25 protein-coding genes are annotated in these 24,630 nt (G+C 60.7%); 13 read left to right on the forward strand and 12 right to left on the reverse strand.

Annotation, left to right across the window (positions count from 1 at the left end; genetic code table 11):
- Nucleotides 1–86: 86 nt before the first annotated feature.
- Both KW849_RS15780 and KW849_RS15785 read right to left on the reverse strand, forming a co-directional pair.
- The gene (locus tag KW849_RS15780; RefSeq protein ID WP_218430282.1) at nt 87–563 is read right to left on the reverse strand and encodes a YchJ family protein; all 477 of its coding nucleotides are present in this window, start codon (nt 561–563) and stop codon (nt 87–89) included.
- Between the two features lie 4 nt (nt 564–567).
- Nucleotides 568–1,065 (reverse strand): DUF6231 family protein, encoded by a 498-nt coding sequence (locus KW849_RS15785; protein ID WP_218430284.1) that lies wholly within the window; start codon nt 1,063–1,065, stop codon nt 568–570.
- A 189-nt stretch (nt 1,066–1,254) separates the two neighbouring features.
- Between KW849_RS15785 and KW849_RS15790 the strand changes: the two genes are divergently transcribed.
- From KW849_RS15790 to KW849_RS15805, 4 genes are all read left to right on the forward strand, one after another.
- A complete protein-coding gene (locus KW849_RS15790; protein WP_218430286.1) occupies nt 1,255–1,944 on the forward strand; it encodes an OmpA family protein in 690 nt (229 codons plus the stop codon).
- Between the two features lie 89 nt (nt 1,945–2,033).
- Nucleotides 2,034–2,744: an OmpA family protein gene (locus KW849_RS15795; RefSeq protein ID WP_218430288.1), complete on the forward strand. Its 711-nt coding sequence runs from the start codon at nt 2,034–2,036 to the stop codon at nt 2,742–2,744.
- 148 nt (nt 2,745–2,892) lie between these two features.
- Nucleotides 2,893–3,171, forward strand: coding sequence for a DUF1145 domain-containing protein (locus tag KW849_RS15800; protein ID WP_218430289.1), 279 nt, complete (start codon nt 2,893–2,895; stop codon nt 3,169–3,171).
- Nucleotides 3,164–3,922: a collagen-like protein gene (locus tag KW849_RS15805; protein WP_218430291.1), complete on the forward strand. Its 759-nt coding sequence runs from the start codon at nt 3,164–3,166 to the stop codon at nt 3,920–3,922. The genes KW849_RS15800 and KW849_RS15805 overlap by 8 nt, the downstream gene beginning before the upstream one ends.
- Before the next feature lie 203 nt (nt 3,923–4,125).
- On the opposite strand, the gene KW849_RS15810 is transcribed toward KW849_RS15805, so the two are convergent.
- Nucleotides 4,126–4,590, reverse strand: a complete 465-nt coding sequence (locus KW849_RS15810; protein ID WP_218430292.1) for a CopD family protein — start codon at nt 4,588–4,590, stop codon at nt 4,126–4,128.
- Between the two features lie 98 nt (nt 4,591–4,688).
- Here KW849_RS15810 and dinG point away from each other — a divergent pair, with 98 nt between their 5' ends.
- The 5 genes from dinG (at nt 4,689) to pdxH (ending at nt 12,522) form a co-directional block, all read left to right on the forward strand.
- On the forward strand, nt 4,689–6,833 hold the full coding sequence (gene dinG / locus KW849_RS15815) for an ATP-dependent DNA helicase DinG (RefSeq protein ID WP_218430293.1): 2,145 nt from the start codon (nt 4,689–4,691) through the stop codon (nt 6,831–6,833).
- 95 nt (nt 6,834–6,928) lie between these two features.
- Complete coding sequence (locus KW849_RS15820; protein WP_218430294.1) at nt 6,929–9,343, forward strand: beta-galactosidase; 2,415 nt, start codon at nt 6,929–6,931, stop codon at nt 9,341–9,343.
- A 246-nt stretch (nt 9,344–9,589) separates the two neighbouring features.
- On the forward strand, nt 9,590–10,735 hold the full coding sequence (locus KW849_RS15825; RefSeq protein WP_218430295.1) for a serine hydrolase domain-containing protein: 1,146 nt from the start codon (nt 9,590–9,592) through the stop codon (nt 10,733–10,735).
- A gap of 113 nt (nt 10,736–10,848) precedes the next feature.
- On the forward strand, nt 10,849–11,850 hold the full coding sequence (locus tag KW849_RS15830) for an OmpA family protein (protein WP_218430296.1): 1,002 nt from the start codon (nt 10,849–10,851) through the stop codon (nt 11,848–11,850).
- A 24-nt stretch (nt 11,851–11,874) separates the two neighbouring features.
- On the forward strand, nt 11,875–12,522 hold the full coding sequence (pdxH, locus tag KW849_RS15835) for a pyridoxamine 5'-phosphate oxidase (protein ID WP_218430297.1): 648 nt from the start codon (nt 11,875–11,877) through the stop codon (nt 12,520–12,522).
- Nucleotides 12,523–12,527: 5 nt separating this feature from the next.
- On the opposite strand, the gene KW849_RS15840 is transcribed toward pdxH, so the two are convergent.
- Nucleotides 12,528–12,764, reverse strand: coding sequence for a hypothetical protein (locus KW849_RS15840; protein WP_108216725.1), 237 nt, complete (start codon nt 12,762–12,764; stop codon nt 12,528–12,530).
- A gap of 164 nt (nt 12,765–12,928) precedes the next feature.
- Here KW849_RS15840 and KW849_RS15845 point away from each other — a divergent pair, with 164 nt between their 5' ends.
- The gene (locus tag KW849_RS15845) at nt 12,929–13,393 is read left to right on the forward strand and encodes a glycine zipper 2TM domain-containing protein (protein ID WP_108216726.1); all 465 of its coding nucleotides are present in this window, start codon (nt 12,929–12,931) and stop codon (nt 13,391–13,393) included.
- 103 nt (nt 13,394–13,496) lie between these two features.
- Here the strand turns inward: KW849_RS15845 and nhaA are convergent, their stop codons facing one another.
- On the reverse strand, nt 13,497–14,684 hold the full coding sequence (gene nhaA, locus KW849_RS15850; RefSeq protein ID WP_218430298.1) for a Na+/H+ antiporter NhaA: 1,188 nt from the start codon (nt 14,682–14,684) through the stop codon (nt 13,497–13,499).
- A gap of 247 nt (nt 14,685–14,931) precedes the next feature.
- Here nhaA and KW849_RS15855 point away from each other — a divergent pair, with 247 nt between their 5' ends.
- Entirely contained in the window at nt 14,932–16,029 is a 1,098-nt protein-coding gene (locus KW849_RS15855; RefSeq protein WP_218430392.1) for a PLP-dependent cysteine synthase family protein, read from the forward strand.
- A 95-nt stretch (nt 16,030–16,124) separates the two neighbouring features.
- On the opposite strand, the gene KW849_RS15860 is transcribed toward KW849_RS15855, so the two are convergent.
- A complete protein-coding gene (locus tag KW849_RS15860) occupies nt 16,125–17,738 on the reverse strand; it encodes an NAD(P)/FAD-dependent oxidoreductase (protein ID WP_218430299.1) in 1,614 nt (537 codons plus the stop codon).
- A gap of 107 nt (nt 17,739–17,845) precedes the next feature.
- Nucleotides 17,846–18,514, reverse strand: coding sequence for a COG3650 family protein (locus KW849_RS15865; RefSeq protein ID WP_218430300.1), 669 nt, complete (start codon nt 18,512–18,514; stop codon nt 17,846–17,848).
- 173 nt (nt 18,515–18,687) lie between these two features.
- On the opposite strand from KW849_RS15865, the gene KW849_RS15870 reads away from it, so the two are divergent.
- Nucleotides 18,688–19,044: a hypothetical protein gene (locus KW849_RS15870; RefSeq protein WP_218430301.1), complete on the forward strand. Its 357-nt coding sequence runs from the start codon at nt 18,688–18,690 to the stop codon at nt 19,042–19,044.
- An 11-nt stretch (nt 19,045–19,055) separates the two neighbouring features.
- Here KW849_RS15870 and KW849_RS15875 read toward each other — a convergent pair whose 3' ends face one another.
- The gene (locus KW849_RS15875; protein WP_218430302.1) at nt 19,056–19,655 is read right to left on the reverse strand and encodes a short chain dehydrogenase; all 600 of its coding nucleotides are present in this window, start codon (nt 19,653–19,655) and stop codon (nt 19,056–19,058) included.
- Between the two features lie 107 nt (nt 19,656–19,762).
- Here KW849_RS15875 and KW849_RS15880 point away from each other — a divergent pair, with 107 nt between their 5' ends.
- Nucleotides 19,763–20,671, forward strand: coding sequence for a LysR family transcriptional regulator (locus tag KW849_RS15880; RefSeq protein WP_218430303.1), 909 nt, complete (start codon nt 19,763–19,765; stop codon nt 20,669–20,671).
- Between the two features lie 170 nt (nt 20,672–20,841).
- Here the strand turns inward: KW849_RS15880 and KW849_RS15885 are convergent, their stop codons facing one another.
- The 4 genes from KW849_RS15885 to livH are packed head-to-tail and all read right to left on the reverse strand — an operon-like array spanning nt 20,842 to nt 24,484.
- Nucleotides 20,842–21,543 (reverse strand): ABC transporter ATP-binding protein, encoded by a 702-nt coding sequence (locus tag KW849_RS15885; protein WP_218430304.1) that lies wholly within the window; start codon nt 21,541–21,543, stop codon nt 20,842–20,844.
- Complete coding sequence (gene livG / locus KW849_RS15890) at nt 21,544–22,311, reverse strand: high-affinity branched-chain amino acid ABC transporter ATP-binding protein LivG (RefSeq protein WP_108216735.1); 768 nt, start codon at nt 22,309–22,311, stop codon at nt 21,544–21,546. It lies immediately after the preceding gene.
- Nucleotides 22,308–23,564 carry a high-affinity branched-chain amino acid ABC transporter permease LivM gene (locus tag KW849_RS15895; RefSeq protein WP_108216736.1) on the reverse strand — a complete coding sequence of 419 codons (1,257 nt, stop codon included), beginning with the start codon at nt 23,562–23,564 and terminating at the stop codon, nt 22,308–22,310. The genes livG and KW849_RS15895 overlap by 4 nt, the downstream gene beginning before the upstream one ends.
- Nucleotides 23,561–24,484, reverse strand: coding sequence for a high-affinity branched-chain amino acid ABC transporter permease LivH (livH, locus tag KW849_RS15900; protein WP_108216737.1), 924 nt, complete (start codon nt 24,482–24,484; stop codon nt 23,561–23,563). The genes KW849_RS15895 and livH overlap by 4 nt, the downstream gene beginning before the upstream one ends.
- Between the last annotated feature and the right edge of the window lie 146 nt (nt 24,485–24,630).

The raw sequence follows: 24,630 nt of genomic DNA on the forward strand, positions 1-24,630 counted from the left end.
GTGGTGTTTCTCCCTTGAGCCTCGGTCCAGACCCAAAAGATCGCAGCCTTCGGCAGCTCCTGCGGGGTGAACAGACATTCCATGTCCTAACTGCTGAAATACCCTGCGCAACACTTCTTGAACTTCTGCCCACTCGCGCACGGGCAGGTGTCGTTGCGTCCGGGCTTGAGCGGCACGGTGGGGTCGATGAAATACCAGCGCCCGGTATTTTGCACAAATGACGAACGCTCGCGGTGGCTGTGCTCGCCATTGCTGTCGTGCCAGCGTGCAGTGAAGGTCACGAAGGCGTGTTCAGGCTGGCCGCCCAGCACTTCGGAGCTTTCCACCTCAAGGCCCAGCCACGTACTTTGCGCGCTCCAGTCGCTGATCGATTGACGGTCCAGGCCGGCCTGTTGGGCGGGCAGGGTGGTGGCCACCAGATAATCGACCAACCCCAGCACGTAGGCGCTGTAGCGCGAGCGCATCAAGGCTTCGGCGCACGGCGCCGGGTGCCCGGCATGGTAGTGGCCGCAGCAGGCATCGAGCAGGGTGCCGCTGCCGCAAGGGCAAATGGATGTACTCATTGCATTACCACCAGTATTTCCCGAAGTTTTCCGGATTGGCCCAGAAGCGCGAATTGAGCCAGTCGGGGACTTGTTTGTATTCAAGCAGATCGTAGGTAAACAGGGTCAAGACCTGTTCGTCCCGTTGAAAGCGTTCGCTGGCTTGCAGGGCCAGGGAGAAAAAGTCGGTTTCCTGCCAGCCACACGCCGGCAGATCCGCCAACACGGCGATGCGGCTGGCGTTGAGGTTGCGAATGCCGCCCAGCAGATTCAGGCCGTTGCGCTTGGGCAAATGCTCCAGGCAATCGACCACCAGGGCCAGGTCGAATCGGCGGGCCGCCAACTCGTCGGGCAATGGGCCGGGGGCCGCGAAAGCGACGCAGCTGTCCGGGTGCGCGAGCTTGAACGCTTCCAGTGCCGGGAACTCGCTGGCGCCGATCAATAACAGGCGCGCGGGGGCATATCGATCAAGTAAAGCGGCCAGTGCCTGTTGTGGCGTGCGTGAAGAAATACCTGCAATCATCGAAGATCCTCAATCAGATCTGCCAAGACTAGCCTGCCCGAACGTTCGGGCCTAGAGCAGCCCGGCAACAAAAGCGCCAGCCTGTCGTTAATGCACGAATAAACAGCGTGGCCTATTGCTGGCGGAGATTAAAACTCCGGTCTTTACTACCTGAATCGGTTCTAAGCCGATCCCTCAGGAGAAAACTAGATGAGCATAGTACGGACAGCATTACCCTTGGTTCTGCTAACCAGTGTCTTGACTGGTTGCGCAGGTTTGCAGAAAACCGACTGGCCGACCTGTGCGGCGGTCGGTGGTGTCGTGGGTGCGGGCCTCGGTGCGACCGAAAGCTCGGCATGGGCGGGGTATGGTGCTCTGCTCGTCGGCGGTACCGCGGCGGCTTATTGCTGGGTTCATGGTGATGGCGACGAAGACGGCGATGGTGTGCCAGATAGTCGCGACAAGTGCCCAGGCACGCCAAAAGGCGTTAAGGTCGATGCCAACGGTTGCCCACCACCTGCACCTGTGGTCGAAGAGGCGGTTGTGGTTCAGGAAGAAACCATTGTCATCCGCGATGTTCACTTCCAGTTTGATAAAGCCACGCTCACCTCGTCTGACAAGCAAGTACTCGACAAGATTGCCACTCGCCTGAAAGCGGAAGCCCCGACTGCTCAACTGACCGTAACCGGCCATACCGACAGCGTGGGCAGCGACACCTACAACCAGAAACTGTCGGATAAACGCGCCCACTCGGTGGTTGAATACCTCATCGAGCAAGGCGTACCTCGCAGCAACTTCGTGTCGGTTGTCGGTGCCGGTGAAAGCCAGCCAGTTGCGGACAACAAAACCGCTGACGGCCGTGCACAGAACCGTCGTACCGAAATCAAAATACAGCGTTAAGCCCGCCGTATCCGCGGCTTGTGCAGTCGCGGATGCGGGTCTTTACTCCTGTGTGACCGGTATTGGCCGGTGACACAGGAGCTTTCAACATGATCGTTCTCACAAGGACCGTCTTGCCGGTTCTGCTACTTGGCAGCCTCTTGACCGGTTGCGCCACCCACAGCGATGGCACTGCCCCCCTCAATCAACGCACCTGGCCAATTTGCAGCGTGATCGGCGGCCTGGTCGGTGGTGGTCTGGGCGCAATCGAGAGCGGCGCCTGGGCCGCGGGTGGGGCGGCGCTGGGTATCTTGTCCGGCGGCTTGATCTGTTATGCCCAGGATGGCGACGAAGACGGTGACGGCGTTTTCGACCGACGTGACCGTTGCGCTGATACTCCCGCCAATACCCCGGTCGACCATCGCGGTTGCCCGGCGCCGCAGTACCCGGACAGCGTCCAGGCTGAGCCTGCGCAATCCGAAGTCATTACCCTGAGCGATGACGTGCTGTTTGCCTTCAATCAATCCGACCTGACCCCGACGGCGAAGAGTCAGCTGGACGCGTTGATGAGCAAGTTCGAGGATGCCGATGTGGTCAGCATCAAAGTGGTCGGCCATACCGACAGCGTCGGTTCGGATGCCTATAACCAGACCTTGTCGGAGCGACGTGCCAGCAGCGTGGCGGAATACTTGTTAAGCCAGGGTGTGGCGCCGAACAAAGTCACCAGCGAAGGCAAGGGCGCGAGCCAACCGATTGCCGACAACGAAACAGAAGAAGGCCGTGCGAAAAACCGTCGCGTGGACCTGCATATAAACCGCTGAGCCATGAGATAGAGCCGTCGGGCGACATTTGTGATCGGTGCGACGGCCGTTCGGCGGCCTGGATGAAGATTTTTCCGTTGCCCTCTGGCTTATCCCGCGTGGAAGCCGTTACTGTGCGCGCAAACAATAATTCTCATCGGGGGCGCGTATGAAAGTCTTATGGGGACTGGGGCGGTTACTGACCTTGCTGTTCTGGTCGGTAGTGCTGGTCAATCTGCTCACACCGTTCGTCTTTCCGCTGCACCCGTTGGTCAATCTGGCCGGCGGCCTGTTGGGCTTCCTTCATCTTCTGGAAGCGTTGCTGTGCTATCGCAGCCTCCGGGGTCGCGCCCATCCCTGGCTTGACCGTCTGAAGATCATCATTTTCGGCGTATTCCATCTGCAAACCATTCCAGCCCCCACCGCTTCGAAGGCTTCCCATGCGTAAACTCTGTCTGCTCGCCGCACTCATCAGCCCATTGGCCAGCGCACAGGTGGTGAGTGTCGAACCCAACTCGCTGATGCGCTTGCCCAACACCGCCAGCACCCTGCAACTGGAGCGCCTGGAAGTGGCCGATTACGGCACCTTGCTGATTCCCTCGAACGTGACCGAAGTCACCGTGGGTGAATTGCATCTGGGGCGTGAAGCGCGCATTGCCATCGTGCCGGGGGAACAGGCGCTGGCCCTGAAGGTCCGTCGCGCTGATTTGTCCGAAGGCAGTCAGATCACCGCCCGTGGCGCACCCGGAACCTATCAGAAGGCCGCTCGATCCGGACGCAATCTTGATTTGCAGATCAAGGCACTGAACGCACCGCAATTGATCGTTGATGCTCGTGGTGGTGCGGGCGCACCGGGGTTTATTGGTCTCGATGGGGCCAACGGCCAGGAACCGGGCTGCACCTGGGGTCAGGCTGGTCGCGGTGCTGATGGCAGTGACGGCAGCAATGGCCAGCCAGGGGCTCCGGGGGCTCTGGTTAAACTGGCAGTGCCGCACGACTACCCGGCAGACCGAATCAAGGTTCAGGTGGCCGGCGGTGCCGGTGGCCTGGCCGGCCCGGGCGGCAAGCCGGGCGCGGGTGGCAAGGCCAAGGGCTGCCTGATTTACGAGGCTGATGGCGGCAAGAGCGGTAAACCTGGCACCGACGGGCAGCCGGGAGCTGAAGGTGCGGCTGGCTCGGTGACTGTGCAGCGGTTGTAAGCAACACCGAGAGCCTTGTGGCGAGGGGCTTTTGTGGCGAGGGGGCTTGCCCCCGTTGGGTTGCGAAGCGACCCCTGATTCGGTATCCGCAATTCCTCTGAAGGCATGCGGTGCCCGGTTTGCGACGGCTTCGCCGCCGAACGGGGCGGTGCGGCGTTCCGACAAGCCCCCTCGCCACAAAAGCCCCTCCGGCTACATTTACTTCAAAACATCGGCCGAACCGCCGCTATCGCCACCACCGCCAACCCCACCAGAAGATTGATCCCCACCAACCGGCGAATCCGTCCCAGTATCGCGGCCCCCGCGGGCCAGTCCTGCCCGATCACGGCGGTGCGCAGTTCCGGCAGCATCAGCGCCTGAATGCGGATAAACAGCGCGGTCATCACCACATACAACCCCATCATCACCTGTACATAGCGCGGTGCGGTTTCAAAACCGTTGAAGTGCAAATTCAGCATGCCCACGCCGCTGACCGGCAACAGCACCACCGCCACCCAGACCCAGCGGAAAAAACCTTGAAACACTTCTACCCACAGCTTCAGCCGGGCAGGGCCCTCCAGCGCCGTGATCGCCGCGGGGCGCAGGACCATCCAGGCGAAAAACATGCCGCCGACCCAGACCAGGGCCGCCAGTACATGCAGGCTATAAATGAGGCTAAAAGGTGTCATTGGGTTACTCCGTTCTGCGCGGTATTCATTAGCGGGGTATGATAGCGGCCAAACCGAACCACTGAAAATTTATCCAGCGTTTTTGCGCCCGACAATCCATGATCAGCACCGAACTCAAAACCACGATCCAGGGCGCCTACTCGCGTTTTCTCGAAGCCAAGAGCCTCAAGCCGCGTTATGGCCAACGCCTGATGATTGCCGAAGTCGCCAAGGTCCTGGGTGACATCGACACCGACGACGAAGGCCGGCGCAGTGGCGACCCCGCGATTGTCGCGGTGGAAGCCGGCACCGGTACCGGCAAGACCGTGGCCTACAGCCTGGCTGCGATTCCTACGGCGAAGGCCGCCGGCAAGCGCCTGGTAATCGCCACGGCTACCGTGGCCCTGCAAGAGCAGATCGTCTACAAGGACCTGCCCGACCTGATGCGCAACAGCGGGCTGAACTTCAGCTTCGCCCTGGCCAAGGGGCGCGGGCGCTACATGTGCCTGTCCAAGCTCGACATGTTGCTTCAGGAAGGCCACGCGCAGACCGCTACGGCGCAGTTGTTCGAAGAAGAAGGTTTCAAGATCGAGGTCGACGAGGCCAGCCAGAAGCTGTTCACCAGCATGATCGAGAAGCTCGCCGGCAATAAATGGGACGGCGACCGCGACAGTTGGTCAACCGCCCTGGAAGACGCCGACTGGGCGCGCTTGACCACCGACCACAGCCAGTGCACCAACCGTCATTGCCCGAACTTCGGCCAGTGCGCCTTCTACAAGGCCCGCGAAGGCATGGGCAAGGTCGACGTGATCGTCACCAACCACGACATGGTCCTGGCCGACCTGGCCCTGGGCGGCGGCGCCGTGCTGCCGGACCCGCGCGACACCATCTACGTGTTCGACGAAGGCCATCACCTGCCGGACAAGGCCATCGGCCACTTCGCCCATTACACGCGCCTGCGCTCCACCGCCGACTGGCTGGAAACCACCGCCAAGAACCTCACCAAACTGCTGGCCCAGCACCCGTTGCCGGGCGACCTGGGCAAGTTGATCGAGCAGGTGCCGGAGCTGGCGCGGGAGATCAAGACCCAGCAGCAGTTCATGTTCACCGCCTGCGAGCAGGTTGCCGATTTCAAACCCGGCGAAGACGTTGAAGGCCGCGAGCGCCCGCGTCACCGATTCGTCGGCGGTGTGATTCCCGAGCACATGCGCGAGATGGGCATTGAACTGAAGAAAGGTTTCGCGCGCCTGACGGATCTGTTCACCCGCCTGACCGAACTGCTCAAGGAAGGCATGGACGGCGAGGTCAACATTGGCATCGCCAGCAACCAGGCCGAAGAGTGGTATCCGCTGTTCGGCAGCCTGCTGTCGCGTTCTTCCGGCAACTGGGAGCTGTGGACCGCCTTCACCGTCGAAGACCCGGAAGACAACCCGCCCATGGCGCGCTGGCTGACTCTGGCCGAGAGCGGTTCGCTGTTCGACATCGAGGTCAACGCAAGTCCCATCCTCGCGGCGGAAATGCTTCGCCGCAACCTGTGGAACGTGGCCTATGGCTGTTTGGTGACCTCGGCGACCCTCACCGCGCTCGGCACCTTCGACCGCTTCCGCATGCGCGCCGGCCTGCCGAAAAAAGCCGTGACGGCGGTGGTGCCAAGCCCGTTCCATCATGCCGACGCCGGTGTGTTGCGGGTGCCGAACCTGAACGCTGACCCCCGTGATGCAGCAGCGCATACCGCCGCGATCATTCGTGATCTGCCTGAATTGGTCGAAGGCTCGCGGGGTACGCTGGTGCTGTTTTCCTCGCGCAAACAGATGCAGGACGTGTTCGATGGCCTGGACCGCGACTGGCGCAAGCAAGTGTTCATCCAGGGCAACCTGTCGAAACAGGAAACCCTCAACAAGCACAAGGCGCGGGTCGATGGCGGCGACTCCAGCGTGCTGTTCGGCCTGGCGAGCTTCGCCGAAGGGGTCGACTTGCCTGGTGCCTATTGCGAGCACGTGGTCATTGCCAAGATTCCTTTCTCGGTACCCGATGATCCGGTCGAAGCGGCGCTGGCCGAGTGGATCGAAGCCCGGGGTGGCAATCCGTTCATGGAAATCTCTGTGCCGGACGCCTCGCTGAAGCTGGTCCAGGCCTGCGGTCGTTTGCTGCGCACCGAAGAAGACCGCGGCACCATCACCTTGCTCGACCGGCGCCTGGTGACCCAGCGCTATGGCAAAGCCATCCTCAACGCGTTGCCGCCGTTCCGTCGAGAAATTTCCTGAAACACCGGTGGGCAGTTTTGCCCACCGCGTTGTCTATCTCTCTGCCATCGCTTTTCCACTGGCCCATCCGGGTCGTTAGGGAGAATTTCGTTCTCATGATTTGCCGTTCGCTGCGCCGTTCGTTACCTGCCGTTTTTACCCTGCTGTTCGCAACACCGCTGTTGGCCGCTCCCGCCAGCCAACAGACGCTGTTCAACTTTGTACGCCCCGCCGACGTGGTCCAGGTGGCGACTCAGGACGCCAGCCTGCCGCAATCCAACGCCGAGCAAACCCCCGAGGGCGAAGTGCTGCGCCGGGTGACGTTCAACCCGGCCGCCCGGCCGACTTTGCGCCTGGCCCCGCAAACCGGCGCTTGGGACTGGTCGCAGTCGGGCGTCATGAGCCTGCGGATCCAGAGCGCGATGAATTGGTCCCTGACCCTGTACTTGACCATCCAGAGCAACGACGGCAAGACACTGGTCAGCCGCGTCGATTTGCCGGCGGGGCCTGCGCAAACCCTGTTGGTGCCTTTGCAAGCGACATCACCACTGAGCCAGGGCATGAAGGCTGGCCCGCCGATGCCAATGACCGTCGAAGGTCAGCGTGTGTTGCTGGCCAGTAGCGCCGGTGACCTGGATCGCAGCCAAGTGGTGTCGGTGAGCTTGTCGATGGACCAGCCGAAGGTCGCGCAAAGCATCCTGCTGGAACGCTTTGGTGTGCAGGACGGCGATTCGATCACCCAAGCCGTGTATGGCGGACTGGTGGATGCATACGGCCAGTCGACCCGGGCTAAATGGCCGGAAAAAATCAGCAGCGACGAACAACTCAAGGGCGCTGCCGGCAAGGAGCGGCAGCAACTGAAAACCTGGCTGGCTGAGCGCGAAAAGTCCTCCCTGGACAAATTCGGTGGTTTGACCAAAGGCCCGTCCTTCAAGGCCAGCGGTTTTTTCCGCACAGAGAAGCATGACGGTCGCTGGTATCTGGTGACGCCTGAAGGCCACCCGTTCTATTCCCTCGGGGTTAATACCGTGGCCCCGGATGTCAACCAGACCTATGTTGCCGGTCGCGAGTGGATGTTCGAATCCCTGCCCAAGACCGACGAGGCGCTGGCCAGCCACTATGGTGAAGGCGACAACCGTGGCGGCAACGGCGCCGATCAAGGGCGCGGCTACAATGCCGGACGCTGGTACGACTTCTACGCTGCCAACCTGCAGCGTCTGTATGGTGATCCTTGCGCGTTGAGCAGCGAAACCAAGGCCGGCGTCGCCGAAGCGGCCAAGTCCGAAGCGACGGTAGAGAAAGCAGCAGAGCCGAAATCTGTCGAACTGTGCAAAGCGCTGTTCGACGAGCGACGCTGGGCCAGTCACACCCTTGATCGCTTGCAGGCCTGGGGCTTCAACACCATTGGCAACTGGAGTGCGCCGGTGCTGGGCAACGCTGATCGCGTGCCGTACACCTTGCCGCTGTCGATCGTCGGCGACTACGCCAGCATCAGCACCGGTACCGACTGGTGGGGCGGCATGCCCGACCCGTTCGACCCACGTTTCGCCATGGCCACCGAGCGTGCCGTGGCCATCGCCGCTCGCGACCATCGTGACGATCCGTGGCTGATCGGTTACTACGCCGACAACGAACTGGCCTGGGCCGGTCCCGGCGATGACCCGAAAGCCCGTTATGCCCTGGCGTACGGCACCTTGAAAATGACCACCGACGTGCCGGCCAAGCGCGCTTTTCTCAAGCAACTGCGCGACAAGTACCGTAATCAGGCTGGCCTGTCGAAGGCCTGGGGCATTGATCTGCCGGCCTGGGAACTGATGGAAGACCCGGGGTTCGTGCCGCCACTGCCAAGCGCCGAGCACCCGGAAATCGAAGCTGACTTCAAATACTTCCAGAAGGTCTTTGCCGACACTTATTTCAAGACCCTCTCCGACTCCCTCAAGTGGCACGCGCCGAACCAGCTGCTGCTCGGCGGCCGTTTCGCCATCAGCACGCCGGAGGCCGTGGAGTCCTGCGCCCAGTATTGCGACGTGTTGAGTTTCAACATGTATACCTTGCAACCTCAGGATGGTTACGACTTCGCCAAACTGCGCAGTCTCGACAAACCCGTGCTGATCACCGAGTTCAATTTCGGCTCGACCGATCGTGGCCCGTTCTGGGGCGGCGTCACGTCGTTGGCGAAGGAGGAGGACCGCGGCGCGGCGTATGCCAACTTCCTCAAGCAGGCCTTGAGCGAGCCGTCGATTGTTGGCGTGCATTGGTTTCAGTACCTCGATCAACCGGTCACCGGGCGCCTGCTTGACGGTGAAAACGGTCACTTCGGGTTGGTGGGCATTACTGATCTGCCGTTCCAGGGCTTTGTCGACAGCGTGCGCAAGAGCAACCTGACGACGGTCGAGCAATTGGGCAAGGAGGCCGAGAGGTCTGCGGCCGCCGCCGATAAAGCCAGTCATGACGCCGAAGGTGGCCGCAAGGCCGAGGCCGGCAAGGGGCCGGGGAAGGGCGCTGGCGGGCATTCCGGCAAAGGTCATTAATCGCTGAAACCCTGTGGTGAGGGGGCTTGCCCCCGTTGGAGTGCGCAGCGCTCCCAAATTTTTCGGCCGTTGCCGAGATTTGGGGGTTGCTACGCAACCCAACGGGGCGGTGCGGCGATCCGACAAGCCCCCTCGCCACAAGGGATCGGCGGCGAAACAACCGCCCGGCCCAACCCTGTTCCCAAAACCATCAAGGGCTGGAACAATGCCCGCCACTTTGTAGAGCGTTAATCCGGGGAGTTGCGGGTGCAGATTCAGGGTCATTACGAGCTTAAGTTCGAAGCGGTGCGAGAGGCGTTCGCGGCGCTGTTCGACGATCCCCAGGAACGTGGTGCGGCGTTGTGCATCCAGGTCGGTGGCGAAACCGTCCTCGATCTGTGGGCCGGCACTGCCGACAAGGATGGGGCCGAGGCCTGGAACAGCGACACCATCGCCAACCTGTTCTCCTGCACCAAGACCTTTACCGCAGTCACTGCGCTGCAATTGGTGGCCGAAGGCAAGCTGCAGCTGGATGCCCCGGTCGCACGCTACTGGCCTGAGTTCGCCGCCGCCGGCAAAGCGTCCGTCACCCTGCGACAACTGCTTTGCCATCAGGCCGGCCTGCCGGCATTACGCGAGTTACTGGCCCCCGAAGCCCTTTACGACTGGCAAACCATGGTCGACGCCCTGGCCGCCGAAGCGCCGTGGTGGACGCCGGGCGAAGGCCACGGTTACGCGGCGATCACCTATGGCTGGCTGGTCGGTGAATTGCTGCGCCGTGCCGACGGTCGTGGACCGGGGGAATCCATCGTCGCGCGGGTCGCCAAACCGTTGGGCCTGGACTTCCATGTCGGCCTGGCCGACGAAGAGTTCTATCGCGTGGCCCACATTGCGCGGGGCAAGGGCAATGTCGGCGATGCCGCCGCCCAGCGCCTGCTGCAAGTGACCATGCGTGAGCCAACGGCCATGACGACCCGGGCGTTCACGAACCCGCCGTCGATCATGACCAGCACCAACAAACCCGAGTGGCGACGCATGCAGCAGCCGGCCGCCAATGGCCATGGCAATGCCCGCAGCCTGGCCGGCTTCTATGCAGGCCTGCTCGACGGCAGCCTGCTGGAAAGCGAAATGCTCGATGAACTGACCCGCGAGCACAGCCTCGGCGAGGACAAGACTTTACTGACCCGGACCCGTTTCGGCCTGGGTTGCATGCTCGATCAACCGGACGTCGCCAATGCCACCTTCGGCCTTGGTCCGCGGGCGTTTGGTCATCCCGGCGCCGGCGGCTCCATCGGTTTTGCTGACCCGGAGCACGATGTGGCCTTCGGATTTGTGACAAATACCCTGGGGCCGTACGTCTTGATGGATCCGCGCGCGCAAAAGCTGGTGCGGGTTCTGGCCACTTGTCTGTAAAAACGGTCATCGGGTTCCAGTGCTGGAACCCGATTGCCTTTCCAGTTTCAAAGCGTCTGTTTATACGGGCCGATGTGGCCTGATTTTTTTGACTTCATTTTTGTGGATATCCAATGTCATCCAATAAAACCCTCGCCTTGGCCCTGTGCTTCGCTATTACCGGTTGCGCACAGACTCCACAGAAAGACGCGACGGCCCCCGTTGCCAAGACTGAAAGCGGCAGCCACTGGTACTGGCCGTTCGGTTCCGACGACAGCGCCGGCAAGTCCGCGGTCAAGCCTGAGGTAAAACCTGAAGTCAAACCCGTTGCGGTGGCCAAGGCCGAAACCGCTAGCGGCAGCAAGTGGTACTGGCCGTTCGGCGGCAGCGAGCAGAGCACCGCCAAGGCTGTGCCGATGCCAGATCCGAAAGTCACCCAGGCCTGGCTTGACGACTACGAACCGCGTCTGCGCGAGGCGGTCAAGGGCAGCAACATGCAACTCGAGCGCCGCGAAAACGTGCTGGTGGTGACTGCGCCGGTCGAAGGCTCGTTCAACCCTGATCGTCCGACCATGCTGCTGCCGGTCACGCTCGGTCCGTTTACCCGGGTTGCGAAAATCCTTGAAGCCGATCCAAAGACCGCGGTGTTGATCCTCGGCCACAGCGATACGTCCGGCGCTGCACCGGCCAACGTCAAGTTGAGTCAGGAGCGTGCCCAGTCCGTTGCGGCGATTTTCCGTCTCAGTGGTTTGCAGCGTGATCGCTTGATGCTGCGTGGCCTGGGCGGTGATGCGCCGCGTGCCGCCAACGACAGCGTGCAAGGGCGTGCGTTGAACCGCCGCGTGGAACTGCTGGTGACCCCGCAAAACACCATGGTCGCGCTGTTGAGCAAGTACAACATGCCGGCGCCAGCCCCGGTGACCATGGTCGCTGACGTCAAACCGGTCGCCAAGCCTGTTACACCGGCCCCTGCTACTAAAAAAGCGGCCGTTCCGACCATGAAAAAGGCGCCAGCCAAAAAAGCACCGGCCAAGAAAACACCTGCGAAAACCGCAACGCCGGCGAAAAAGACTGCGCCAGCCAAAGCCGCTGCGGCTGACAAGAAAGTCGCCGCCACCGATACTGCAAAGCAGTGATTCGTTAACCAAAAGGAATGCGCCATGACCCAGGGCCTGGCTGATATGCGTCGTGACTACACCCGTGATGGCCTGACCGAGGCACAAGCCCCGGCCGAGCCGTTTGCGCTGTTCCACAAGTGGTTCGCCGACGCGGTGAAAACCGAGCAGGCGCCGGTGGAAGCCAACGCCATGACCCTGGCCACCGTTGACCAGGACGGTCGACCGCACTGTCGCATTCTGTTGCTCAAGGGCCTGGACGAGCAGGGCTTCACCTTTTTCACCAACTACGAAAGCGCCAAGGGCCAACACCTGGCCACGAATCCGTTCGCGGCCATGACGTTTTTCTGGCCGGCGCTGGAGCGCCAGGTGCGCATCGAAGGGCGGGTGGTGAAGGTCACGCCTGAAGAGTCCGATGCCTATTTTCAGGTCCGTCCACTGGGCAGTCGCCTGGGGGCCTGGGCATCGCCGCAGAGCCGCGTGATCGCCGATCGTGGCGAGCTGGAAGCGCTGCTCAAGGACACCGAGCAACGTTTCAGCGACACCCAGCCGCATTGCCCGGAACACTGGGGTGGTTATCGCCTGCTGCCGGAGCGCATCGAATTCTGGCAGGGCCGCCCAAGCCGCCTGCACGACCGCCTCAATTACCGCCAGCAGGGCGCCGGCTGGATTCTTGAACGTCTGGCCCCCTGAGCAGTTTACCCACCGGGATAGTCTGCCGCAGCGGCCTCCAGCCACTTCGGCAGGTCTCGACGCTTGATCTTCTGCGCCTGAGCACTCGCCAACCGTTCGAGCATGAAGGCTTTTTTCTGCTCATCCTTGCCCGCCAGCGCTAGTGCCAGGTCGCGGTCCATCCAGCGTTTGATCCGCACGTACAGCCACCAATGGAAGTACAAACCGGCAACAGTCGTGACGACGATGATAAAATAGTCCATGAGAATCCTTGGCCAGAGGGCAGTTTTCCGATTTTGCCGCTACTGTGTGAGTTCGCGGAGGCGCCTTAACGGAGCCTGAATCAAACCAATTTTATCCGGGCGGTGCCGTGACAGGCGTCAAGCTGCGGAGTTTAATGAATATCTGTTTCTTTGGAGTTGATGCTATGCGTAAGTCTGTTCTACTGGTTGCTTCCTTTTCCACGATGGCAATGTTGCTCACTGGTTGCCAATCGAGCCTGACCGGTGACTCCTACTCCCGTGACGAAGCACGTCGCGTGCAGACCGTTCGCATGGGCACCATCGAAGCATTGCGTCCGGTGAAAATCGAAGGCACCAAAACCCCGATCGGCGGCGCTGCAGGCGCAGTGGTTGGCGGCGTTGGTGGCAGCTCCATCGGTGGTGGCAAAGGCAGTGTTGTTGCTGCGGTCATCGGCGCAGTCGCTGGTGGCCTGATCGGTTCGGCTGCTGAAGAAGGCTTGACCCGCACCCAGGGCGTGGAAATCACCGTGCGCGAAGATGATGGCAGCATGCGCGCCTACGTTCAGGAAGTTCAGCCAAACGAAGTGTTCCGTGTTGGTGAGCGTGTGCGTATCGCCAGTGTGGGTGGCACCAGCCGCGTTTCGCACTAAGCGTAAACAGCGGATAAACAAAAAACCCGATCAGGTGACTGATCGGGTTTTTTGTTTTTGGATGAGGCTAGTCTTGATTGGCGCCAGGAAGTATCGCGGTTTATCAGGATGCCAGGCTGGAACCCTTGCGACTCGCCATCGCCGTCACCCCATAACCGATCAGCGCGGCCAGAATCGAACCGGTCAGGATTCCCATGCGATCCATCCCGGCGAAATCACTCACGCCCGGCTCAAAGGCCAGCGAGCCGACAAACAGGCTCATCGTGAAACCAATGCCGCAGAGAATCGCCACGCCCAATATCTGGCCCCAATTGGCGCCTTGGGGCAGGGCGGCGATACCGGTTTTCACGGCCAGCCAGGTCAGTCCGAAGACACCTATGGTCTTGCCCAGCAACAGCCCGATGGCGATGCCCATGGGGACGTGGTGAGTGAAGCTTTCGACGGTGACACCACTGAGGGACAGGCCTGCATTGGCAAACGCGAACAGCGGCAGAATGCCGTAGGCGACCCACGGGTGCAGGGCGTGTTCCAGGGTCAGCAATGGCGAGGGCTCGGCATTTTTCGTGCGCAGAGGAATGCAGAAAGCCAGGGTCACACCGGCCAGCGTGGCGTGGACACCGCTCTTGAGCACGCAGACCCAGAGAATCAAGCCAATGATCATGTAGGGCCCGAGCTTGACCACGCCGAGCCGGTTCATCCCGATCAGCGCCGCAATACAGGCCGCGGCCAGCGCCAGGGACAGGGTCGACAGTGCGCCGGAATAGAAGATCGCGATAATGATGATTGCGCCGAGGTCGTCAATGATCGCCAGGGTCATCAGGAACAGTTTCAGCGAGACCGGAACGCGTTTGCCCAGCAGCGCCAGCACGCCAAGGGCGAAGGCGATGTCGGTAGCGGTCGGGATTGCCCAGCCGTTGAGGGCCGGTGGCGTGTCGCGATTGAGGTACCAGTAGATCAGCGCCGGCACCACCATGCCACCAATCGCTGCCGCGCCAGGCAGGACGATTTGCGACGGTTTGGACAACTGGCCATCGAGGACTTCGCGCTTCACTTCCAGGCCGATCAGCAGGAAAAACAGCGCCATCAGGCCGTCGTTGATCCACAGCAGCAACGGCTTGGCGATTTTCAGCGCGCCGATCTGCGCCACCACGGGAGTGTCCAGCAGGCCGTTGTACAGCCACGCCAGCGGCGAGTTGTTGATGATCAGAGCCAGAACGGCAGCGGCGATCAGTAACAGACCGCTGGCAGCTTCCAACTGAAAGAAACGCGTGAAAGTGCTACGCAGAGGCAAGGTCGCTCTCCATCCGTGAGTTCAAAAGGTGTTACACCCTAACAAGTACTGTTAGTTGTTAAAACAAAAGTTATATTCTTTTTTGTTATATGCCGTTACAGAGTGAGCCGTCAGTACCGAGTTGAGCCTAGCAGTTGCCGGGCGTATTGGACCTCAGCTGTACCTGTGCTGGATGTAGGTTTTTTCCTAAGCTTATTGGATGAGCCTTGATAAAAGGCCGACTCCTGCCCGATTCAACGAGAAATCCATCATGAGCGACAACCGACAGTGGTCCCGCGAAGCGATCCGGATCATTGAAGCCGATTTCCAGCGCAGCGCCGACACCCACCTGATCCCCTTGCCGCTGCCGGGGTTTCCAGGCATCGAGTTGTACTTCAAGGATGAGTCCAGCCACCCCACGGGCAGTCTCAAGCACCGACTGGCCCGTTCGCTGTTCCTGTACGCGCTGTGTAATGGCTGGCTCAAGCCAGGGGCGCCGGTCATTGAGGCTTCCAGCGGTTCCACGGCGATTTCCGAAGCGTACTTCGCGCGCATGCTGGGCTTGCCGTTCATTGCGGTGATGCCGGCGACTACCTCGAAAGAAAAGATCGCGCAAATCGCCTTCTATGGCGGCCAAAGCCACCTGGTGGACGATCCGACCCAGATCTATGCAGAGTCCGAGCGCCTGGCCCGCGAGCACGACGGGCACTTCATTGACCAGTTCACCTACGCTGAGCGCGCCACCGACTGGCGGGCGAACAACAACATTGCCGAGTCTATCTTTCAGCAGATGCGTTTCGAGCAGCACCCCGAGCCGAGCTGGCTGATTTCCAGCCCCGGTACCGGGGGCACCACGGCCACCCTGGGCCGATACGTGCGTTATCGTCAGCATTGCACCCGCGTGCTGTGTGCCGATGCCGAGCGTTCGGTGTTCTTCGATTACTACCAGACCGGCGATGCCAGCCTGCGACTGGACCACGGCTCGCGGATCGAAGGTATCGGTCGGCCGCGTGTGGAGGCGTCGTTTCTGCCCAAGGTGATCGACGCGATGGTCAAGGTGCCGGATGCCCTGTCACTGGCGGCCATGCACTACCTGGCGGAGCGTTTGGGACGCCATGTGGGCGGGTCGAGCGGGACCAACCTGATCGGCGCACTGATGGCCGCTCAACATATGAAGGCGCAGGGGGAGACGGGGTCGATGGTGGCGATTCTGTGTGACAGCGGCGAGCGCTACGCCACGACCTATTACGATCAGGACTGGCTCAAGGCTCAGGGGTATGAGTTGAGCGGTTTGATGGCTGCGGTGGCGGCGACGGTGGAGCGGGGTGAGGCGCTGCCGGCTAGCGTTTTGCGCGCCAATATCTGACACAAATGAAAAGATCGCAGCCTTCGGCAGCACCTACAGGGAATGGTGTAAATCCTGTAGGAGCTGCCGAAGGCTGCGATCTTTTGCTCTAAGGCTTAAGCCTCGAGGCCGAGGATATCCCGAGCCACAGCCTCGGCAATGCGAATCCCGTCAACACCCGCCGACAGAATCCCGCCCGCATAACCGGCACCCTCACCGGCCGGGAACAGCCCTTTCACGTTCAGGCTCTGCAACGACTCGTTGCGGGTAATGCGCAGCGGTGAGGAGGTGCGGGTCTCGATGCCGGTCAACACCGCATCGTGCAGCGAGTAACCACGAATCTGCTTTTCGAACGCCGGCAAGGCTTCGCGAATCGCTTCGATGGCGAACGCCGGCAGTGCCAACGCCAGATCACCCAGGGCAATACCCGGTTTGTAGGACGGCTCGACGCTGCCCAGTTCGGTGGACGGTTTACCCGCGATAAAATCGCCGACCAGTTGCGCCGGGGCTTCGTAGTTGCTGCCGCCCAGCACAAAGGCGTGGGATTCCAGGCGTTCCTGCAACTCGATACCGGCCAGCGGGCCGCCCGGATAGTCGACTTCCGGGGTAATGCCGACGACGATCCCGGAGTTGGCATTGCGCTCGTTGCGCGAGTACTGGCTCATGCCATTGGTGACCACGCGGTTCGGCTCGGACGTCGCCGCCACTACGGTGCCGCCCGGGCACATGCAGAAGCTGTAGACCGAACGGCCGTTCTTGGCGTGGTGCACCAGTTTGTAGTCGGCGGCGCCCAGTTTCGGGTGGCCGGCGTATTTGCCCAGGCGCGCACGGTCGATCAACGATTGCGGGTGCTCGATGCGGAAACCCACCGAAAACGGCTTGGCTTCCATGAACACGCCTCGCCCGTGAAGCATGCGGAAGGTGTCGCGGGCACTGTGGCCGAGGGCGAGGATCACGTGCCTGGAATGTATCTGCTCGCCACCATTGAGCTCGACGCCGACCAGTTGGCTGTCTTCGATCAATACGTCGGTGACCCGCTGCTGGAAGCGCACTTCGCCGCCGAGGGCGCGAATCTGCTCACGCATGTTTTCCACCACGCCGGTCAGACGGAACGTACCGATGTGCGGTTTGCTGACGTAGAGGATTTCTTCCGGCGCGCCGGCCTTGACGAATTCATGCAGGACTTTGCGACCGAGGAATTTCGGATCCTTGATCTGGCTGTAGAGCTTGCCGTCGGAGAAAGTCCCCGCGCCGCCTTCACCAAATTGCACGTTGGACTCGGGGTTAAGCACGTTTTTGCGCCACAGGCCCCAGGTGTCCTTGGTGCGCTGGCGTACTTCGGTGCCGCGCTCGAGGATGATTGGCTTGAAGCCCATTTGCGCCAGCAGCAGCCCGGCGAAAATCCCGCACGGACCGAAGCCGACGACGATCGGCCGCGTGCTCAGGTCGGCCGGTGCCTGGCCTACCGCTTTGTAACTGACATCCGGAGCCACGTTGACGTTACGGTCATCGGCGAACTTGTGCAGTACCGCCGCCTCATCGCGAACTTCAAGGTCGATGGTGTAGATGAAACACAGTTCGGAGGACTTTTTACGTGCATCGTAGCTGCGCTTGAACAAGGTGAAATCGAGCAGGTCATCGCTGGCAAGCCCTAAGCGCTGCACGATGGCAGGGCGCAGGTCTTCATCGGGATGGTCGATCGGCAACTTGAGTTCGGTGATTCGTAACATGGCGGGATCCGGTTCGCGGGGCGCACAACTGCGCCAGGGCGTTTGAAGCCCGCGATTATAAGCCCCAAAGACAGCGTCCAGTGAGGCAAAAACGGCCTCTCGTCGAATCAGTCGTCGCGCGAGCCGCCGAAATACCCGCATCCACGCTGGACCTGGCCGTCAACGCGCAGCTCGGCACTCATGTGCTGGATGCTGCCAGTGCTGCTGTCGACGCAACGTTGCGGTGCAACCCACAGTTCGATGTGCTGGTTATTGACTTCGGTGCTGAGGTTGAAACGGCCGTCGCCCAGTTGCTCTTCCACGTAGGGCACGGCGAGGGGAGGCTGGCCGGCGCGGTCAATGACCATGCCTTTGCCGCTGACCTTGACGTTCCACTCCGGTGTATGGCCGGCGGCGCGCAGGATCAGCAGTTTGAAGTTCGGATCATCACACGCGGTGCTCGAGGGTTCGATGCGGTACAACTGCTCCAGATCGAGCTGGCCGTCACCACCGCTGCCGGCCACAACGCGCCCACGCACGTCGGCAAACAGTTTGCCCTGCTTGTCCGCCAGGTTGGCGGCCTGCTGCAGGACGCTGGTAGCGCCCGTGTCGTTGACCACGTAGCGGTTTGCCTGGTTGCACGGCTGAAACAGCAATTTGCCGTCCGCCGCGGTCAACTGGCCTTGCATGCGTGTCTGGCCGACATGGGAAACGCTCTGCCGCTCCCCCTCGAATAACTGGCAAGCGGCGAACAGCGGAAGCAGGGCAACGAGGACTAAGGAACGGGCAACACGCATCTTGGGGTCTCCTGACAAGTGCCGCCACGTTACTCAGGCTGACCGTTCATCACAAGACTAGTATTGGTCCGTCGCCGACTTGATGGCTGTTTGCAGCAACATTTTGTGGATTGTTTCTGTGCCGGGAATCAGGGCGCAAAGGTAGGCTGCCACGTTTTTGCAGGAGGAAGGGCATGAAGAAGGTTATGGTCTGGAAGGTTTGGATGTTTTTGCTGGCGATGACAGGAGCGACGGGCACTCAGGCTGCCGAGATCAATTTGTCCTCGGCAACGGACTTTATCCGGATGGAGTTAATACTGAAAGACGTGGAAAGACTGCATTCAAGTTATGAAATGAATGTCACGCTCAGTCCTGAAGCAACTGAGCGTATGCAGCACATTTCCCGCGAATCGATAGGCCAGCAAATGACGCTATCAATTAACGGTTGGAAGATCTCCACGGCGACAGTGCATTCAGTCCTGGGCTCAAGATTCAGAGTCGCCATCCCTAAATCCATTGCCAAGGATTTACTGCCAACGCTAATTGATTGAGCGGAGCTGGCTCAACCTACGTGAAAGGTTTGACCCGTCTGCAAGCCTTCGACACTTTTGGCATAGGCCAATGCCACATCCACCGCAGGAACCGGTTTGTAGCCACGGAAGTAAGGAGCGTAGCTGCCCATGGCTTCAACGAGGACGGTCGGGCTGATCGAGTTCACCCGCAGGCCGCGCGGCAGTTCGATGGCCGCTGCACGGACGAAGCTGTCCAGTGCACCGTTGACCAACGAGGCCGAGGCGCCACTGCGGATTGGGTCGTGGCTGAGCACACCGGTGGTGAGGGTGAACGATGCGCCGTCGTTGGCGAATTCACGGCCGATCAGCACCAGGTTGACCTGGCCCATCAGTTTGTCCTTCAGGCCAAGGGCAAAACTATCTTCGGTCATTTCGGTCAGTGGTGCGAAGGTTACGTTTCCGGCGGCGCAGACCAGAGCATCGAACTTGCCGGTCTGCCCGAACAGTTTGCGAATCGAAGCGCTGTCACTGATGTCCACCTGGAAGTCGCCGCTGGTGCGACCGATGCGGATGATTTCGTGGCGTTGCGATAGTTCTTTGTCGATAGCCGATCCGATAGTGCCGCCTGCGCCGATCAAAAGAATTTTCATGGAAGCTGATCCTCGTTATGGGTTGAACAAGGCATCAGTTTAGGGTGGTTTTTTCTCTAGATAAGCGCACTAATAGGCAACCTTTGGTTTTCAAATGGAAACAATCCATGAGCGAGATGGATGACCTGGCCGCGTTCGCCGTATTGATCGAAGCGGGAAGTTTCACCCTGGCGGCGCAGCAGCTCGGTTGCAGCAAAGGCCAGCTGTCCAAGCGCATCAGCCAGTTGGAGGCGCAGTTTTGCGTGGTGCTGTTGCAGCGCACCACTCGCCGTTTGAGCCTGACGGCAGCCGGCGCTGCGTTGTTACCACAGGCTCAGGCGCTGGTGGTGCAAGTCGAGCGGGCGCGTCAGGCGCTGGCGCGGCTGAAGGACGACATGGCCGGCCCGGTACGGATGACAGTTCCGGTATCACTCGGGGAAACCTTCTTCGATGGCTTGTTGCTGGAGTTCTCCGCCAGGTATCCCCAGGTGCAGATCGAACTGGAGCTCAACAACAGCTACCGCGAACTGTCCCGCGACGGCTTCGATCTGGCGATTCGTTCTGATGTGGCGATTGACCAGCGACTGGTGGCGCGTCCGTTGCTGGCTTGGCAAGAACTGACCTGCGCCAGCCCGGCTTACCTGGAGCAATACGGTGAACCGCAAACGCCCCAGGCGCTGGCCGAACATCGTTGCCTGCTCAACAGCCATTACAGCGGCCGCGAAGAATGGCTGTATCACCAGCAGCATGAATTGTTGCGGGTGCGGGTGTCGGGGCCGTTCGCCAGCAACCATTACAACCTGTTGAAGAAAGCCGCACTGGTCGGTGCCGGTATTGCGCGCCTGCCATCCTACTGTTTGCCAACAGAACTGGCCGACGGGCGTTTGCGATGGCTCCTGCGCGATTATCAGACCCGCAGCATGCCGATGTATCTGGTGCATCCGTATCAGGGCGGATTGCCCAAGCGCACGCAGGTACTGGCGGATTACTTGATTGGGTGGTTCAAGCGCAGTGGGGAGGTGCTGGATCGGCTGTAACGACCCCCTGTAGGAGCGAGCTTGCTCGCGAAGAACGTATAGACACCACGTTCATCCAGCCAGCCACCGTCATCGTTAACGTCCATCGCGAGCAAGCTCGCTCCTACAAGGGATCTCATGCTGGGCACAAAAAAACGGCCCGAAGGCCGTTTTCTGTTTACCGCAATGGCTTAGCCGCCGAGGTACGCTTCGCGCACTTTCGGGTCGGTCAGCAGTGCTTCGCCGGTGCCTTGCATCACCACCCGGCCGTTCTCCAGCACGTAGGCGCGGTCAGCGATTTTCAGCGCCTGGTTGGCGTTCTGCTCGACCAGGAACACCGTCACACCGTCCTTGCGCAGCTGTTCGATGATGTCGAAGATCTGCTGGATGATGATCGGTGCCAGGCCCAGGGAAGGTTCGTCGAGCAGCAACAGCTTGGGCTTGCTCATCAGCGCACGGCCGATGGCGAGCATTTGCTGTTCGCCACCGGACATAGTGCCGCCACGCTGGGCGAAGCGTTCCTTCAGTCGTGGGAAAAGTCCGAGGACCTTGTCCATCTGTTCCTCATAGTCGCCCTTGGCGGTGAAGAAACCACCCATGGAGAGGTTTTCTTCCACGGTCAGGCGGGAAAACACCCGACGGCCTTCCGGTACCACGGCGATGCTCTTGCGCATGATCCGCGAGGAGTCCTGGCCGACCAGTTCCTCACCCATGTAGCGGATGCTGCCGCTGTGGGCCTGCGGCGAACCGCAGAGCGTCATCAGCAGGGTCGACTTGCCGGCACCGTTGGCGCCGATCAGGGTCACGATCTCGCCCTGGCGGACTTCGACGTTGACGCTGTGCAGGGCCTGGATCTTGCCGTAGAAGGTGGAAACGTTTTCGAACTGCAGCATTTACGCTTCCCCCAGGTAGGCTTTGATCACTTCAGGATTGTCGCGGATCTGTTCCGGCGTGCCGTTGGCCAGGGGCGTGCCCTGGTTGATCACGACGATGTGGTCGGAAATGCTCATGACCAGTTTCATGTCGTGTTCGATCAGCAGCACGGTGACGTTGTGCTCTTCACGCAGCATGCTGATCAGCGCCTTGAGGTCTTCGGTTTCCTTCGGGTTCAGGCCCGCGGCCGGTTCGTCGAGCATGAGGATCCGCGGACGGGTCATCATGCAGCGAGCGATTTCCAGACGACGTTGCTGACCGTAGGCCAGGGTGCCGGCAGGACGGTTGGCAAACGCCTTGAGGTTGACCTTGTCCAGCCAGTACTCGGCGAATTCCATGGCCTCGCGCTCGCTTTTGCGGAACGACGGCGTCTTGAACAGACCGGACAGGAAGTTGGTGTTCAGGTGACGGTGCTGGGCGATCAAGAGGTTCTCGACCGCGGTCATGTCCTTGAACAACCGCACGTTCTGGAAGGTGCGCACCACGCCCTTGAGGGCGATCTTGTGGCCGGGCAGGCCCTCGATCGACTCGCCGTCCAGCAGGATGCTGCCGCCGCTTGGCTTGTAGAAGCCGGTCAGGCAGTTGAACACGGTGGTCTTGCCGGCGCCGTTAGGGCCGATCAATGCCACGACCTGTTTTTCCTTCACGCTCAAGGCCACGCCGTTGACCGCCAGCAAGCCGCCGAAGCGCATGCTCAGGTTTTCTACTTTGAGGATCTCGCGGCTCATTTGCGCAGCTCCATGTGAGGACGTTGCATGGGCAGCAGACCTTGAGGACGCCAGATCATCATCAGCACCATCAAGGCGCCGAACATCAACATGCGGTATTCACTGAACTCACGCATCATTTCCGGCAACAGGATCATTACCGTGGCTGCGAGTACGACACCCAGTTGCGAGCCCATGCCACCCAACACCACGATGGCGAGGATGGTCGCCGACTCGATGAAGGTGAAGGACTCTGGTGTCACCAGGCCCTGACGCGCGGCGAAGAAGCTGCCGGCGAAACCAGCAAAACAGGCACCCAGGGTGAAGGCTGAAAGCTTGATGATCGTCGGGTTCAGACCCAGCGCACGGCAGGCGATTTCGTCTTCACGCAGGGCTTCCCAGGCACGGCCCAGAGGCATGCGCAGCAAGCGGTTGATGACGAACAAAGCGAACAGCGCGAGAAACAACGCCACCAGGTAGAGGAAGATCACCTTGTTGATCGAGTTGTATTCCAGGCCGAAGTACTCGTGGAACGTCTGCAGGCCTTCAGCCGCTTTACGTTCGAAAGTCAGGCCGAAGAACGTCGGTTTCTCGATGTTGCTGATGCCGTTCGGCCCCCCCGTGAGGCCGGTCAGGTTACGCAGGAACAGCCGGATGATTTCACCGAAGCCCAGCGTCACGATCGCCAGATAGTCACCGCGCAGACGCAGGACCGGGAAGCCCAGCAGGAAGCCGAAGGTGGCCGCCATCATCCCGGCAATCGGCAGGCAGATCCAGAAGCTCAAACCGTAGTAGTGCGACAGCAGCGCATAACTGTAGGCGCCGACGGCATAGAAGCCGACATAACCGAGGTCGAGCAGGCCGGCCAGGCCGACCACGATGTTCAGGCCGAGGCCGAGCATCACGTAGATCAGCACCAGCGTGGCGATGTCTACCGCGCCGCGAGAGCCGAAGAACGGCCAGATCAGCGCACCGGCGATCAGCGCGATGATGATCCAGCGCTGGGTGGTCGGCAGGGTCAGGAAGTTGCTGGCCTTGGCCGGAATCAGCGGCATGCTGGGCGAGGAGCGCCAGGCCGAGCTGATCTGCTGGTCGAACAGTACACGAAGGAACATCAGCACCGAGCATACGGCGATGGTGATCAGCGTTGTAGTGCTGGTGCCATGGACTTCGAGGTCGATGCCGACGATGGTCAGCTTCAGACCGAGTACCGGGTAGGCAACGGCCCACACCAGCAAGGCACTGAACAGTGCCTGTTTAAGATTCCTAGTCATACTTTCTCAACCTCCGGACGTCCCAACAGGCCGGTTGGCCGGAACAACAACACCAGAACCAATAGACCGAACGCCACGACGTCCTTGTACTGGTCGCCGAAGATATCGGCACCAAAGGCTTCCGCCACCCCCAGCACGATCCCCCCGAGCATGGCGCCGGGGATGCTGCCGATACCACCCAGTACCGCGGCGGTGAAGGCCTTGAGGCCGACCAGGAAACCGGCGTTCGGGTTGATCACACCGTATTGCATGCTCAGCAGCACGGCCGCGATGGCCGCCAGTGCGGCACCGACGACGAAGGTCAGGGCAATGATGTTGTTGGTGTTGATACCCAGAAGATTGGCCATCTTGATGTCTTCGGCACAGGCGCGGCAGGCGCGACCCAAGCGAGAGCGGGAGATGAATAGCGTCAGGCCGAGCATGGCGACAAAGGTCACCACGAACACCACGATTTGCATGTAGGAAATCAGCACTTCATGTGCGCCACCTGGGCCGATGGCAAAGTTGCCCGGAATCAGGTTGGGAATGGATTTGTCCTTGGAGTCTTGCGCCAGCAGAACCGTGTTCTGCAGGAAGATCGACATGCCGATGGCGGAAATCAGCGGAATCAGACGGTTGCTGCCGCGCAAGGGGCGGTAGGCGATCCGTTCGATGCTGTAGCCGTAGGCACTGGTGACGACAATGGTTGCCAGGAAAGCAGCGGTCATCAACAGCGGAACGCTGTCGAGTCCCAGCATGGCCAGCCCGGCGATGGCGATGAACGCCACGTAGGAGCCGATCATGTACACCTCGCCGTGGGCGAAGTTGATCATTCCAATGATGCCGTAAACCATCGTATAGCCGATGGCGATCAGGGCATACGTGCTGCCAATGGTCAGACCATTAACCAGCTGTTGGAAAAAGTGATAGATGTCAGGCATTACAGCGCTCCTAAAAACCTGATACGCATTTCACTGGTGGAGTCATTTTCCCGCCCGAGCCCCGTGGATCTGCATCCACTTCGAATTCGGGGTTTGCCAGCGAACCGCTGATGACGGTTTTGAGATTTTCAGGTGGGGAGACTGGC

This window comes from Pseudomonas sp. PDM26, from assembly GCF_019219185.1.
Taxonomy (GTDB): Bacteria; Pseudomonadota; Gammaproteobacteria; order Pseudomonadales; family Pseudomonadaceae; genus Aquipseudomonas.